Below are 13,665 nucleotides of genomic sequence, written 5' to 3' on the forward strand. Positions count from 1 at the left end.
GGTGCAGCAACAGCAATTTCAAGGGAAAGACGAAGATAAAAGGGGAAAAATCCTGTATGAAGATTCATCTACAGAATTTAATTTTACAGCAAATCTATTTTACGATGGATTTTCTCAAAGGAAAATTAAGGTTTGGAATGAGAACCTTAGGGGGTATTCGTCTCCCAAACAAATTATAGGGGACACGTTTGGGAGAGATGCTTCTTTTTTTACTTCTATTCTTGGGAATTGATTACATGTACTATTGCTTCTGTATAGCCTTCCATAGCTTTGTGAAATTTTCTCATGGTATCTCTACTGTGAGTAACATCTAAGATGCCATCTGCATTAATGTCTCCTCGTTTACGACCAAGGGCAATGCATCCATTTAGTTGATACGCATAATTAGCTGCATGAAATTTACATTCTGATCTGTTGGGAACTCCATAGATTTCCCAAAGGTCTTTTTGAAATCTGGGAGACCATTCCAGTTTTAACTTGTACTTTCCGGCAGGAATACAGGATACATTTCGTTGGTTATTCAACCAACCTAATTCCAAACTTTGGCTGGAAAAGATCACATTGTATTTATCGTCGGTTACCAAACAAATACCATGACTGCTTTTTCTCCCTACTTTGTCTCGTATTACGGTTACTTTTCTCATAATCAAATAATTTGAATTTTGAAATTAGGGATAATCTAATAGTTTAAAAAGGGGATTTTCACCCCATTTCACTCCTTATTCTTTTGATAAGTAATTGAAAGTATTTTCTCTAGCGATCAGATCAAAACTTTCGTTATCAATTGCAGCACGAGTTTCTACAAACAGATCTTTGTCTGAATTATGATTTCGTACCACATAAAAATCGGTTCCGTACAAAATATGACTACGCAATCGGTTACGACCAATCATGTGAGAAGCCTTTTTGTTAGGGGAGGGTTCTTTTAAATATTCTGCATGTTGCTCATCATAGTTATCACCTTTCCTCAAGGTTTCCTGAAGTAAAGGATAGATCGAAGGTTTGCTAATAATATAACTTAGATCTGCATACATGTTGTTATACTGCATTAACAAGCTCGTAATAATAGAATACCAATCGGTGTCATTCCAAATACTGTTGATCTTGTCGTGAGAAAACTCTCCATCAGAGTTCTTCATGAATATGATTCCTTTGTTTGGAGAAGAGATAATTCGTCTTGAATACACATCTCGGTCAGACTCTAAGTATTTATTCCACTCATCTTCACCACCATAATGTGCCAAACAAATCTTTAAGTTTTCTAAAGTAAAGGTCAATGGAGTTTCATCATTGGTATACCCGAAAAGTTCTTTTGTTTTCTTACTTTTTACATTCTTTACTACTTCTCTTAATAAAGTTTCTTCCAATAGACATAAATAGTTAAGAGGGTGAGTGAAGTTTCGTTGAATATCAACTGCTTTAACTTCACTAAGAAGCATTGGCTCAGGATCATTGTAGTTTCTGTTCTTGAAGTATTGCTTAAAAACCGGGTGGAAATTCCATTCCTTTTTCTTTTTTCCACGATAGTAAATTGTACCTACCACACAATGGGTCATGATAGGAATGTTATTCTCAACAGCATACCTCCAAAGAGGTAATAAATGCTCATCAAAAGCATAATATCCTAATGCCGGATACATCTTAAAACCACTGAAGTTTCGATCTTCCATATAAGTTTTCACAAAACAACTGCCCAGTTTCATTCGACCATTTTCTACTGTGTAATTAAAAAAGCTTTCTCCTTCTTCTGCAATTCGCCTTGGGTCTAAAAACAAGAAAGGGTGGTAGGCATTTGGGTTTGTTTTACCACTTCTTTTAGCTTCTACAAATTCCCACAGCTCACGCATTTGGTATTTGTAAGTGTCTTTATAATCACTTTCAGCCCATCCATTATTCAGGTTTTCAGTTTTAGATGCTTTAATATCTTTTCGTAGTTTGGTTTTTCCGGCACCCATATATTCCATATCCATAGGAAGGATAACCATTTGAGAGTCTTCAGGAAGTTGTTTTATTGCCGCTTCAGCAACTTTTTTCTGAGTTTTATACATAGCAAACCTTCCCATTAACATGTACCTATCAAAAAGCTCTAAGCCTTTCTTATTCAGTAGCTTTTTGAAAATAGGAAAGATGGTTTTGAGTGCAAAAAGGATCATTCTACGACTCCAATTAATGAAGAGAATAACAAAAATTACCCAAATTACTTTCCAATAGGTAGACAAAGTAATAAGTAGGTAATATTTGGACATCCAAGTTTTTATAGGCTTAAGAAATGAGTCGGTATGGTCACTAATATTAAATAAATACCCTAAAAGCTCAATAAAATAAATCGTTGCAACAAAGGATAACCAAAACACTATAATTCTGTAGGGAATGTTTATGTATGGCTTCGCCTTGATAGAAAACTCAAATAACGTTTTTCTACGTATAGCTCTTCTTTCTTTGTAAATAACTTCCCAATCATCATTTGGATTTTCTTGAGAGGGAAAGCGTTTTTTTAATTTTTTTTGATAATATCTTTTAATCAATCCTACAATGAACTGTGTATGTATTAAATAATACAAAGGCCAAGGAAGGATAGTCTTAGCCAAGAATGGTGGTACAAACTGACTCGTAAACACATGTGCATGCGCATTGATGATCTTTTTCTTTCCCATGATGGTTCGTGTTAGTTAGATTGTAAAATTAAAAATACGACTAAACATTCTAATTCCCTAGCGATAGGTAAAATGCTGAAAATCAAAAGTTTTTTCAGGTTTTTTGGTATGTTCCAGTCTTATACTTTATAGTGTCACGTTTTGAATCAATCCAAACCAATGTAATTGTTTGTCCGTCAGAACACATAGAAATAGGATTGTCAACGCCAAAACTTACATCCGTCATTTCTTTCTCCAGAGTCCAACCAGCTTGATCTAAGGTTCCATATCCATTGGTAAACTCATTGGCAGCAGAATAAATACCTGTTAAGCCAAAGATTTCTGTATACGCATGCGGAGTATCAGGATATCCTGCTCTGTGTACCAAGTGCATTTCACCGTCAGCAGTTGCCATGGCTAATGATCCCATGTGTTGGTATTCATTTCCTAAAGCTGCCATTTTTTTTGAAAAATGACCAACTGTAAAATCTGTCACAGACCATTCGTGTAAACTTGTATTGTTTTCAGGTGCAAGTTTTCCGTGGAAATCGTGCGCTTCAAAAGCATTAAAATCACCGGTATTAAATGAAGTAATATTCATTTTTCGTGTATTCCTTTGCTTGTACACCAAGAAAAGAGAAGCTCCTAACTGACCTAAGGTCATCGCTCCATCTGTTAATTGATTCACAGGAACTGTTTTCCCTGAAAATCCTTTTTCGTTTCCTTGCATAGATTGGATAAATCCACTGGCACCTTCCCAACAGAGCATTAGTTTTTGGTCTTTTGCAGCCATATCATTATATGAAGTGAGAGCAAAGCTTCCGGTTGTGCTTACACCCATCTTTGTAGGAGATGACCATGTTTGATTAGCAGCATTATAGATCAAATAAGACAATTCATTGTCTGAATCTTTATTCATCAATACACTCACGCCATTGATAGAAGCAAAGGCAACTCCTTTGGATTGCACACCCAAATCGTGAGGTGCAGAAAGGTTTTTAGAAAGAATAGTGCTAAAGAGTTCTCCATTGCTATTGGAAAAAGCCAAATGCTTTCCTTCTTTTCCATGTGTGATTGCTAAGGCATTTCCCGATTGGAAATCTGTATCTATAGGTTTGCTCCATTGATAGGATTCATTCCAAAGAGAGCGAAACCAATTGGCGCCAAAATCATTCTTATACAAAGAGCCTAATTGAAAGTTTTCTTCTACAGTACGGATCAAGTTATAGTGATTATAAGGAGTGTCTATGACAGTTCCGGGTGTGATCATATCTCCTAAAAGAACTGTATATATTTGGTTAGGTCCGTCATACATGGTATCGTACCCTTGTGCATTGTAATCAGCTTCATCAAAAGTAACAACCACCAAAGTCCCTTGTGGAATGTTAGACTGCTTGTACGCTTTTTCAGGATCTGTAAACAATAAATCTACATCTAAATTCAATCCTAAAGATGGTAAGCAAGTTTCCGCACCTCCTTGAATATTAGCCGCCTCAATATTTCCTAAGAATACATGCTCTAACCAAGTGGCTTGCTGAGGCACTAATTGAGTTCTAGGATCTGTATCAATGTGAGTGTTGTATAAATAATGACCATCGTTCCAAATATCAGGAGTAAACCATGAGTATTCCGGTAAAGTATCGTGAGCTATATCATTCCAAAATTCGGCATCACCAACAATTTTCTTCCAACGTTCTTCACTTTTTTGAATGGTATGAAAAGAAGCAAAAGCATTATGCTTTCTGTAATATCTAGAAAGGTCTTTTGCTCCAGCCGGTGGATATTGAGTGATGGGTTGGTCTGTTGTAGGGTAATTAGGGTTTTCCCAAGACTTTTTCCATGGTTCACCAGGATAAGCTTCCATATAAGCTTTCCAACTTACCTTCTTAGCTTCTAAAAGATCTACCAATGTTTCCTGAAGTAGAGGAGAAGCAGGAGGTGTATCGTTGGTTACTGCACAAATTTCACCTGCTAAAGAAGCAATATAGTTGGTTTGCGAAGGATGAAAGGCTCCAAAGTAGTTGGTCATGTCTGCTCCGGCAGCAGCTAATTTTTTAAAGAATGGATTTTGAATCACATAACTTCTGTATTGATTCTCGAACATTACGGTAATGATACGATCGAAAGGTTTTGTCATGGCAGTAGATTTAAAGCTGTTCAAGCTAAAAAATATACTCTCATAAAAACAGCGTATTTCTACCTGATTCTTAAAAGACGTTGAGACGCTAAGTGGATTGTAAGACAAAAGAGACCGGAAAACTCCGATCTCAATTATCTAATCAAAAACAAGAAAATAAAGGGAAAGATCAAGCCAAGCACGGCTAGGACCCACCCACGCTTCCTAAAACTGTATTTTCCTTTTGCAATAAACATTCCTGTAATGGCAATAATGAGCATAGCTACACCAAAAATATCTGAAAACCAGATCCACCATTTATTGGTTGTTTTGTGTAAAATGGTCATTTGACCTAAGAAGGGAATTGTACGAACATATTCGATTTCTCCTTTACCTGTTTGTAGGTTTACAGAAGCAAAAGCATCTTTAAAATACAAGCGGGCTTCATTTCCTCTTCTTCGATTACCACGGTATTCTGCTGAAGTGATGGTTTTTGCTAATTCTTTTAAAAAAGCATCATCAATTTTTTCAGCATCCTCAGGGATATCTACTTCAAGCTGTTCTGTTTTTACTGTGTATTCTTGCGGATCGAAATCGGTTCTGTGATTCAGCGCGATTCCTGAAATAGAGAAGGCAATGATCAAACCTACATAGAAATAGCCAATATCTCTATGTAGGTTTCTGTTTAAAAGTGTTCTTGACTTTTTAGACATGAAGACGTTATTGTTTTTGCATTTCTAAATTAATGGTTACTTCTACTTCTTCTCCTACAGATCCACCAGGGTTTCCTACATTAAAATCGGTACGCTTTAAGGTTGTAGACAATTTCAATCCGGCCTTTTGTTTTTTGCTGTAGTTATCAGTAATCACACCATTTAATTTTCCGTTGAACTGCACTTGTTTTGTTTTTCCTTTAATACTGATGTTTCCGGTTACTACAAACGTTTTATCTCCCGTCTTTTTAAATGAGTTGCTTTTAAAAGTAATCTTTGGATATTGTTTGGCATCAAAGAAATCATCAGCTCTTAAATGATTGTCTCTACGTTTGTTTTTTGTGTTGATACTAGCTGTTTCTATAGCTACTTCAAACTCAGGATTGCTAAAGTTATCTCCGGCTTTTGCTGTAACTTCAAATACATCAAAAGAGCCTGTGGTTTCTGAGATCACCAAATGTGAAACAGCAAAGTTGATGGAAGAATGACTGGCATCTACTTTCCATGTAGATTGTGCAAATGTTTGAACAGTAATAGATAATAATGTGATTAAAAATAGTTTTTTCATGAGTTTAAGTTTTATATTAATTAGATAGGTTAAAATCTTCTTCTTCCGGAATATTCAACAGCTTCTCCTTTTCCAAAAGCATAGCTCAATCCGAAGGTTACAAAGCGTCCTCTTTGTCTTCTGCTATAGAGAGAGAAGTTGGGTTGACTGGTAGTAGATTCAAAGACTCTGGAGGCAAATAAGTCGCGTACAGCTAAGTTTGCTACTACTTTCCCTTTAAAGATCTTTTTTCTGATTCCTAGGTTGGCAAATAAGTTGTCGTTCTGTGTTCCCTGAATGGTTCTGAATTTTGAACGATAGTTTCCGGTGATCTCCAAATCTATTGAAGCTGGAAGCTTGAACTTTGTGGTTACTCTCGAAGACCATCTGTTTCCATCAACATCTAAAGAGGTTCCTTCATAACTTCCTTTTCTTTGAAAACCACTCCAGTTAAAATCCGCTGTTAGCGATCCCCATTTGAACGGACTATATTTGGTATTGAATTCAATTCCTGTGGTACTGCTAGTTCCGGCATTAATAGGGAAGCTTGTACTAACCCCATTTTCAAAAGTGGTTACATCTTCAATAACATCAGTCGTATAACGATAGTATACACCTAAGTTAAAGTCTGCTTTTCCGGCTTTGATAATACTCGTGATTTCGTAAGAATCGGTAAACTCAGGGAGTAGGTTTGGATTTCCTGTTGAAATATTAAAGTTGTTTCTAATGTTAAAGAAAGGATTCAAATCCCATAGCCTAGGTCTATAGATTCGCATAGAATATCCGGCTTGTAAAGAAACATCGTCAGAAACCTTATAGGATGCATGAGCACTAGGGAACAGGTTTGTGTAATTACGATTGTTGTTTTCATTTGTGGTTCTTAGTAAGGTCTTTAAATTGGTATTTTCCAATCGTAAACCTCCTTTTAAACCCCATTTATCTCCTTCGTATCCAAAAGTAGAGTAGATACCTAAAACATTCTGGTTGAAGTCGAAAACATTGGTTAGATTCGGATCAAGGACTAAGTTTCCATTGTCAAAAGTTCCTACCTGAAAGTCGTTTGAGACATCATTCAAAATATACTGAGAACCTAATTCCAAAACATATTTATCTGCAAAAGGGTAGGTGTAGTCTAATTTGAAGGTATAACGGGCTTCTTTGAAATCGGTAGATGTATGCTGATTGAAATTGTCTCGTGTTCCCAAGGTTGTTACATCTTCAAAATCTGAGGTTTGGTCTTTTCCAAAGAATGAACCTAAAGCACTAAAAAGCAGGTCGTGATCTTCATGACTTTTAAAATCCTTTTTGTATTGCAATTCGTATTGCCATTTAGGATTGGTGGCTTCTGTTAACTCCGTTCGTGTCCAACCTTGCTCTAATACATCATTCTGATAAAAGCTAAACTGATTGTTCGAGTTTTCATCTTCTACTTCATAGGTATAGTTACCGGAAAGCGTAATAACACTACTGCTATTGATATGATAATCGGTTCCTAAAATTAGATTGTAAAATGTTTCATTTTTCTCGCTAACCCCTGTAGTATTTAAGAAAGTATTGTTAACCAAGTCTGTATTTTGAGAAATAAAATCATTAGGAAAAGTTCTACGACCGATCCCTAATTGACTAAATAGATTGAATTTCTCTGTACGTTTGTTTAAACTTACTCCAACACTGTTGCTGTTAGGATTTCCAACATTTAAAGAAACAGAACCGTTTAAGCCTTTTCGTTCGTCTTTCTTTAAAACGATGTTGATGATTCCTGAAGTTCCTTCAGCATCGTATTTTGCTGATGGATTGGTAATTACTTCTACACGATCTATGATGTCTGCTGTAAGTGTTCCTAAAGCATTTGCTCCTTGATCTGAAAGGATAGAAGGCTTTCCGTTGATAAGAATCTGTACTCCTTGACTTCCTCGCAAACTAATCTGCCCTTCAATATTCACATTTACAGAAGGTACATTATTTAATACTTCTAGAGCACTGGCTCCGGTGCTACTCAAATCTTTTCCAACATTAAAAACTCTTTTATCCAGCTTAAAAACTGTTTGAGATTTTTCTGCTCGTACAACAACCTCATTCAAACTTTCTGCATCTTCTTCCAAATGAATATCTCCCAAATCAACTTTTCCATTACTAATTTGATAGGTATTGAAGACTTTTTTTCTAAATCCTATGAAACTAATTTCTATATAAAAATTGTCTTTGTTGGTAGTCAAAGAGAAAGTACCGTTCTCTAAACTTGTTGTACCGGAAATAGGTTTCTTAGTCGTTTTGTCTGCTATCAATACGGTAGCAAATTCTATAGGCAGATTACCGTTCTTTTCCAATACTCGCCCGGTGATGTTAACAGAAGCCTTTGATTGAGCCGAAATTGCAGTTAATCCTACAATAGCAAAAAAGGCGTAAAAGAGAATTGATCTTAAATTCATTATTCATATTTATTTAATGACACAAAAATCATTTCTCTTCTTTAGTTGAGAAAAAAAAATCTGTAAACGACTCAAAATATCGGGTAAACTGTTTCTTTGTTGTTTAGCTGTGGACTTATGTCGTTTACTCCACTATTTTTGTAGATAACAGATTTACAGTAGTGTTTTGAAGGAATCTTGATATTTTTGATGTATGAAAAGAGTTTTACGAAAGCTAACAACAAAAGAAGTTCTCTATCAAGGAGTGTTCTATGGTATTATGTTTCTAATCTATTCGTTGGATAAGCATGATATGAGAGTTTACTCTTATGATTTTGCTTTCTTTGGCGTGTATTCTCTTGCTGCTCTTTTTACAGGATATGTGCTTGTTCCTAAACTCTTTTATCAAAAGAAACTACTGACTTTTTGGATGTCTGTAAGCATAATGCTGTTGGCCATTTACTTTCTTGAAGAGTACTTTTTGGAAAAAGTATTGGTAGGAGGAGACAGAGGCAGACATGTGTCTAATGTTTTCTATACTTTGCTTGGGTTTGCACCTATCATATTTATGATGGTTAGCTTTAAACTTTCTTGGGATACTTTACAAAAACAGCGAGAAGTAGAAACTTTGCAATCTGCTGTAAAAGAGAGCGAATTACGCTTTTTAAAATCGCAGATCAATCCACACTTCTTGTTTAATAACTTGAACAATCTGTATTCATACGCTATTGAGAATTCTCCAAAAACATCTACCATCATTTTAGAGCTTTCCTCTTTACTTCGTTATATGTTGTACGATTGCAAAGAACCTTTCGTTTCCTTAAAAAAGGAAATAGAGAATATCGAAAACTTTATAGGGCTTCATGAATTGCAAATAGAAGATAGGGGTAAAGTGGTGTTTTCTAAGGAAGGAGAAGGTTCCAGATATCAAATAGCACCTCTTATTTTGGTGGTTTTCATAGAGAATGCTTTTAAACATAGCATGTCTAGTCAATCTGATGATATAGATATATCAATATCGATCAATATAAAGAACAATGGTATTCTTGAGTTTTTGTGTGAAAACACATATTTCCCTAAATCAAATACAGATAAGTTATCTAGTGGCATAGGATTGGTAAATGTGAAGAAGAGACTGGAGTTGGTATACAAAGACAAATACCAATTGAAAATTACAGATCAGAATAATCGATATAAGGTATTTTTAGAATTAGATTTAAAAGCAAATCATGATTAGTTGTGTTATCATAGAAGATCAAGCGCCTGCACAGCGTATTTTACAAAAGTATATTGGTGATGTAGAAGCTCTTGAGTTGAAAGGAGTTTTTGCAGATCCTTTAGCGGCTTTTGAGTTTTTGAAGAAAACACCTGTCGATGTAATTTTCTTAGATGTGCATTTGCCTAAAATATCCGGAATCGATTTCTTGGATATTTTACCTAAAGGACCTCAAGTAGTGCTTACGACGGCTTTTTCTGATTATGCTATTCAAGGATACGAACTCAATATTGTAGACTATCTTTTAAAGCCTTTTTCATTTCAACGTTTTTTAAAGGCAGTAACCAAGTTGATGACGAATATGGATAAACCTTCAGCTAAGATTGAATCTGAAGCAACAGAGACACAATCAAAAGGGAAGGAGTTTATCTTTATAAAATCGGGACATGATCATTTTAAAATAGCACTGAAAGATATTTTATATATAAAATCAGATTCTGATTATACTGAGGTTTTTACAGAAGAGAAAAGGATTATCACAGCCTATTCTTTAAAAACATGGAATGATAGTTTGTTAAATGATACTTTCTGTCAGACACATCGATCTTATATTATCAATACTGAAAAGATTACTAAGATTTCAGGGAATTCATTGTTCATTAACGAACTGTTGATTCCTATAGGAAGAGCCTATAGAGAACATTTTTATAACAATTTTATGTATGATATTTAGTAGTGTTTATCATACAAATAAAAAAGAGGCTAGAAATTTTCTAGCCTCTTTTGTTTTAATTTACATCTTTTAGAAGTTCTTGTACCGAACGTTCTAATTGCTGGTCTCGACCTTTATCGATCACTCCAGGCATATTCTTTACTTTAATAGTAGGTTCTGTTTGTAAGTTTTCCATCCATTTTCCATCAATGTTTTTTGCACTTACAGGAACAACACCCCAATAAGAACCGTTTGGCAACCCTTCCCATCCGGCAAAACTACAAGTTCCCGGTACTGGCATTCCTACTGTTTTACCAATCTTTAAATCTGTATACCCTTGTGCATAGCAATGCCCATCAGAGTACATACTTTCATTAAAGATAGACAAGGTAGGCTTTGTCCAACGAGAAGTAGGCTCTCCACCCACAACTTTGGCTTCTGTAGCATAGGTAATAAAAGGAACTCCCGTGAAGAACATCGCTAAATCAGCAACCAAATCACCACCGCCGTTAAAACGAGTATCAATGATCACTCCTTTACGATCTGCATATTTACCCATCATATCTTGGTAGATGCTACGGTAAGGTCCATCACTCATTCCGGGAATGTGTACATAACCTAATTGACCTTTACTTAAACGTTCTACTTCTTTTTCATTGGTTTTTACCCAACGCTTGTATAACAACCCGTTCTCGGCTCCTAAAGAAACTGGTTTTACAGTAACAGTTTGTCTCTTTTTTGTTGCAGGGTCTAAGATTTCCAATAAAACGAACTTCCCTGACTTTCTGTTCAAGTACTTGGCTACGTCTTGATCTTTTGCTACAGTTTCTCCGTCGATCTTTTCAATGATCATTCCGGCTTTTACATTGAATTTTGCTTTATCAAGTGGTCCTCCTGCAATAATCTCATCGATTAAGATACCGTCTCCTTTATGCTTGTAATTCATAAAGATTCCTAAAGATGCAGTAGCATCAGCATTTGGAATACTAGTACCATATCCGGCTCCGGCATGTGATACATTCAATTCTCCTAACAATTCAGAAAGCATTTCAGAAAACTCATAAGAGTTCCCGATATAAGGAAGATACTTTTCGTACTCAGACTTCATTTTCTTCCAGTTTACTCCGTGGAAATCCGGGTGATAGAAAATAGCATTGGTACGAATCCATACATGTTCAAACATGGCTTTTCTTTCTGCATCTGCATCCAATTTCATTTCTCCTCTAATAGATACTCCTTTTCTTTTTCCTGTTTCTGGGTTGATGTTAGTAATTCTACCACCACTTAACAAGTAAAGATTCTTCATATCCTTATCCCATTGTAAGCTACCACCACCTGTATTTAGCTTCATAGCCATTTTGGTTTCTCTGGTACGTAAGTTGGTACTCCATAGGTTTTGACGACCTTCAAAGCTTGCTAAATAGTACAATTTATCACCTTTCTTAGACAATACAGCGTCTCCTAAGTTTGAAGAGTGGATGGTTAATCGACGAGTACGATCCTTCATTTGATCCCAATCGAATGTAAGAACAGTTTCCTTTTTCTTTTTATCATCCTTCTTCTTGGTATCTTTCTTTTTGTCGTCTTTTTTGTCCTTTTTTGCTTTTGCTTTGGCTTTCTTTTCTTCTTCTTTGATTGCCTTCATCAACTTGTAATCTTCATCACTTAAGTTGAATTCATCCCAAGCTTCTTGTGTAAAGAACATACTGTATACATCTCCTTGAGAACGACCACTGGTAGCGTATGATTTTAATCCGTTTCTATTACTAAACCAGATCATTTGTTTACCACCGTTTACCCATTTTGGAGCGTAATCATAGTATCCGCTTTCATTTAAGTTCACTTTCTTTGAACCGTCAGCAGCCACTAACAATACTTCGCCATTACTTAAGGTTTTACCCCAACCAATCAATAACCACTTGCTATCAGGACTCCAAGTAAAGTACTTATCACCATCTCTCATGTGATATAACTCTTTAGGAGTTAACAGTGCTACATCTTTATTGGATTTAACATCTTTTACCTTGATGGTTCTTCTTCCTTCTACAAAAGCCATTTTCTTTCCATCCGGAGAGTATTTAGCTAAATAGTTGTCATGTTTATTTTCAATAACCGGAGATTCTTTTACAAGTGTAGCAGCATAGAAGAAAGGCTCTTCCTTTCTTACTTTTTCAGTTTTGTAAATGCTCCATTTCCCGTTTCTTTCACTACTGTATACTACAGATTTTCCTTCTGGCCCCCAAGTAACAAAACGTTCTTCTTGTGGCGTATTGGTCAATCTTTTAGTAAACGATTTATCTACAGAAGTTACAAACACTTCACCTCTGGCAATAAATGCGATCTCTTTTCCATTAGGAGAAACAGCCATTTCTCTAATTCCACCATTTACAGAAACAAATTTATCTGCATTGTCTTTACTCTGTGTTCTGATGGTAACATTTACTTTTTTAGGGCTTCTTCCTTCTTGCATGGTGTATATTTCACCATCATATCCAAAAGCCAAAGTTCCATTTCCTACACTTAGAAAACGAACAGGGTGCATCTTGAATTTGGTCAATTGTTGATCTTGACTAGGATTAGATAAGTTCAATTTATGAACATTGAAGCTTCCGCTTTTCTCACTTAAATAGTAGATGCTGTTTTCATCAGCACTAAAGAAGGGATGTCTGTCTTCTCCCGCAAAAGAAGTGATCATTTTATGCGTATCTGATTTTTTGTCATAAGACCAGATGTCACGAGTAATAGAAGACTTGTGGTGCTTTCTCCATTCATTTTCTCCACCTTTCTTATCGTGGTAAACCATTTTGTTTCCGTTTTTGGAAACCTGTACATATTCAGCCGGGAAGGTAAAAACTTGATTTACTCGACCGCCTTTTACAGGAACACTGTACAACTCAGATTGTGATCTGTGCGGATACTGTCTGTGTTTTACATCATCTTGACGTAGAGCTCCAAAAAGAATCTCTTTGTCATTATGAGAGAATGTAAACGGTTGCTCATCGTTGGAGTGGAAGGTTAATCGAGTTGCTTCTCCACCTTTTGCATCCATTACATAGATGTCAAAATTTCCATAACGATCAGATGCAAAGGCAATCTGAGAACCGTCTTTGCTCCAAATAGCTTTGTAATCATGAGCAGAATGATAGGTTAACTGTGTAGCGTCACCACCGCTAGTTGGCACTTTGTATAAGTCGCCTTTGTAAGTGAAAACAATCTGTTTTCCATCGGGTGAAATGGATGGATATCGCATCCATTTAGGGTTTTGTTGAGCACTCACAGCAAAGGTACCCAACAAGAAAGTAAGGATAAGTTGTTTCATT

Annotated in this window: 9 protein-coding genes; 2 read left to right on the plus strand and 7 right to left on the minus strand. The window is 35.9% G+C overall.

What is annotated here, in order from left to right; genetic code table 11:
* Positions 1–215: 215 nt before the first annotated feature.
* From ACFSRZ_RS09475 to ACFSRZ_RS09500, 6 genes are all read right to left on the minus strand, one after another.
* Positions 216–644: a DUF5675 family protein gene (locus tag ACFSRZ_RS09475; protein WP_379666312.1), complete on the minus strand. Its 429-nt coding sequence runs from the start codon at positions 642–644 to the stop codon at positions 216–218.
* A gap of 75 nt (positions 645–719) precedes the next feature.
* A complete protein-coding gene (locus tag ACFSRZ_RS09480; RefSeq protein WP_379666313.1) occupies positions 720–2,654 on the minus strand; it encodes a hypothetical protein in 1,935 nt (644 codons plus the stop codon).
* A 94-nt stretch (positions 2,655–2,748) separates the two neighbouring features.
* Positions 2,749–4,770, minus strand: a complete 2,022-nt coding sequence (locus ACFSRZ_RS09485) for an alkaline phosphatase family protein (RefSeq protein ID WP_379666314.1) — start codon at positions 4,768–4,770, stop codon at positions 2,749–2,751.
* A gap of 134 nt (positions 4,771–4,904) precedes the next feature.
* Positions 4,905–5,462 carry a PepSY-associated TM helix domain-containing protein gene (locus ACFSRZ_RS09490; protein WP_379666315.1) on the minus strand — a complete coding sequence of 186 codons (558 nt, stop codon included), beginning with the start codon at positions 5,460–5,462 and terminating at the stop codon, positions 4,905–4,907.
* A gap of 7 nt (positions 5,463–5,469) precedes the next feature.
* A complete protein-coding gene (locus tag ACFSRZ_RS09495) occupies positions 5,470–6,030 on the minus strand; it encodes a YceI family protein (RefSeq protein WP_379666316.1) in 561 nt (186 codons plus the stop codon).
* A gap of 29 nt (positions 6,031–6,059) precedes the next feature.
* On the minus strand, positions 6,060–8,438 hold the full coding sequence (locus ACFSRZ_RS09500; RefSeq protein ID WP_379666317.1) for a TonB-dependent receptor domain-containing protein: 2,379 nt from the start codon (positions 8,436–8,438) through the stop codon (positions 6,060–6,062).
* 193 nt (positions 8,439–8,631) lie between these two features.
* On the opposite strand from ACFSRZ_RS09500, the gene ACFSRZ_RS09505 reads away from it, so the two are divergent.
* Positions 8,632–9,654, plus strand: a complete 1,023-nt coding sequence (locus ACFSRZ_RS09505; protein WP_379666318.1) for a sensor histidine kinase — start codon at positions 8,632–8,634, stop codon at positions 9,652–9,654.
* On the plus strand, positions 9,647–10,366 hold the full coding sequence (locus tag ACFSRZ_RS09510) for a LytR/AlgR family response regulator transcription factor (RefSeq protein ID WP_379666319.1): 720 nt from the start codon (positions 9,647–9,649) through the stop codon (positions 10,364–10,366). Before ACFSRZ_RS09505 ends, ACFSRZ_RS09510 begins: the two co-directional genes overlap by 8 nt.
* A 55-nt stretch (positions 10,367–10,421) precedes the next feature.
* On the opposite strand, the gene ACFSRZ_RS09515 is transcribed toward ACFSRZ_RS09510, so the two are convergent.
* Positions 10,422–13,664, minus strand: a complete 3,243-nt coding sequence (locus tag ACFSRZ_RS09515) for a S41 family peptidase (RefSeq protein ID WP_379666320.1) — start codon at positions 13,662–13,664, stop codon at positions 10,422–10,424.
* Position 13,665: the final 1 nt, after the last annotated feature.

The organism is Pseudotenacibaculum haliotis (genome assembly GCF_042684245.1).
Lineage (GTDB): Bacteria > Bacteroidota > Bacteroidia > Flavobacteriales > Flavobacteriaceae > Polaribacter > Polaribacter haliotis_A.

Excerpts from the sequence above, each read along its gene's own strand:
- ACFSRZ_RS09475 (WP_379666312.1), bottom strand. The coding sequence starts at position 644 with ATGAGAAAAGTAACCGTAATACGAGACAAAGTAGGGAGAAAAAGCAGT.
- ACFSRZ_RS09480 (WP_379666313.1), bottom strand. The coding sequence starts at position 2,654 with ATGGGAAAGAAAAAGATCATCAATGCGCATGCACATGTGTTTACGAGT.
- ACFSRZ_RS09485 (WP_379666314.1), bottom strand. The coding sequence starts at position 4,770 with ATGACAAAACCTTTCGATCGTATCATTACCGTAATGTTCGAGAATCAA.
- ACFSRZ_RS09490 (WP_379666315.1), bottom strand. The coding sequence starts at position 5,462 with ATGTCTAAAAAGTCAAGAACACTTTTAAACAGAAACCTACATAGAGAT.
- ACFSRZ_RS09495 (WP_379666316.1), bottom strand. The coding sequence starts at position 6,030 with ATGAAAAAACTATTTTTAATCACATTATTATCTATTACTGTTCAAACA.
- ACFSRZ_RS09500 (WP_379666317.1), bottom strand. The coding sequence starts at position 8,438 with ATGAATTTAAGATCAATTCTCTTTTACGCCTTTTTTGCTATTGTAGGA.
- ACFSRZ_RS09505 (WP_379666318.1), top strand. The coding sequence starts at position 8,632 with ATGAAAAGAGTTTTACGAAAGCTAACAACAAAAGAAGTTCTCTATCAA.
- ACFSRZ_RS09510 (WP_379666319.1), top strand. The coding sequence starts at position 9,647 with ATGATTAGTTGTGTTATCATAGAAGATCAAGCGCCTGCACAGCGTATT.
- ACFSRZ_RS09515 (WP_379666320.1), bottom strand. The coding sequence starts at position 13,664 with ATGAAACAACTTATCCTTACTTTCTTGTTGGGTACCTTTGCTGTGAGT.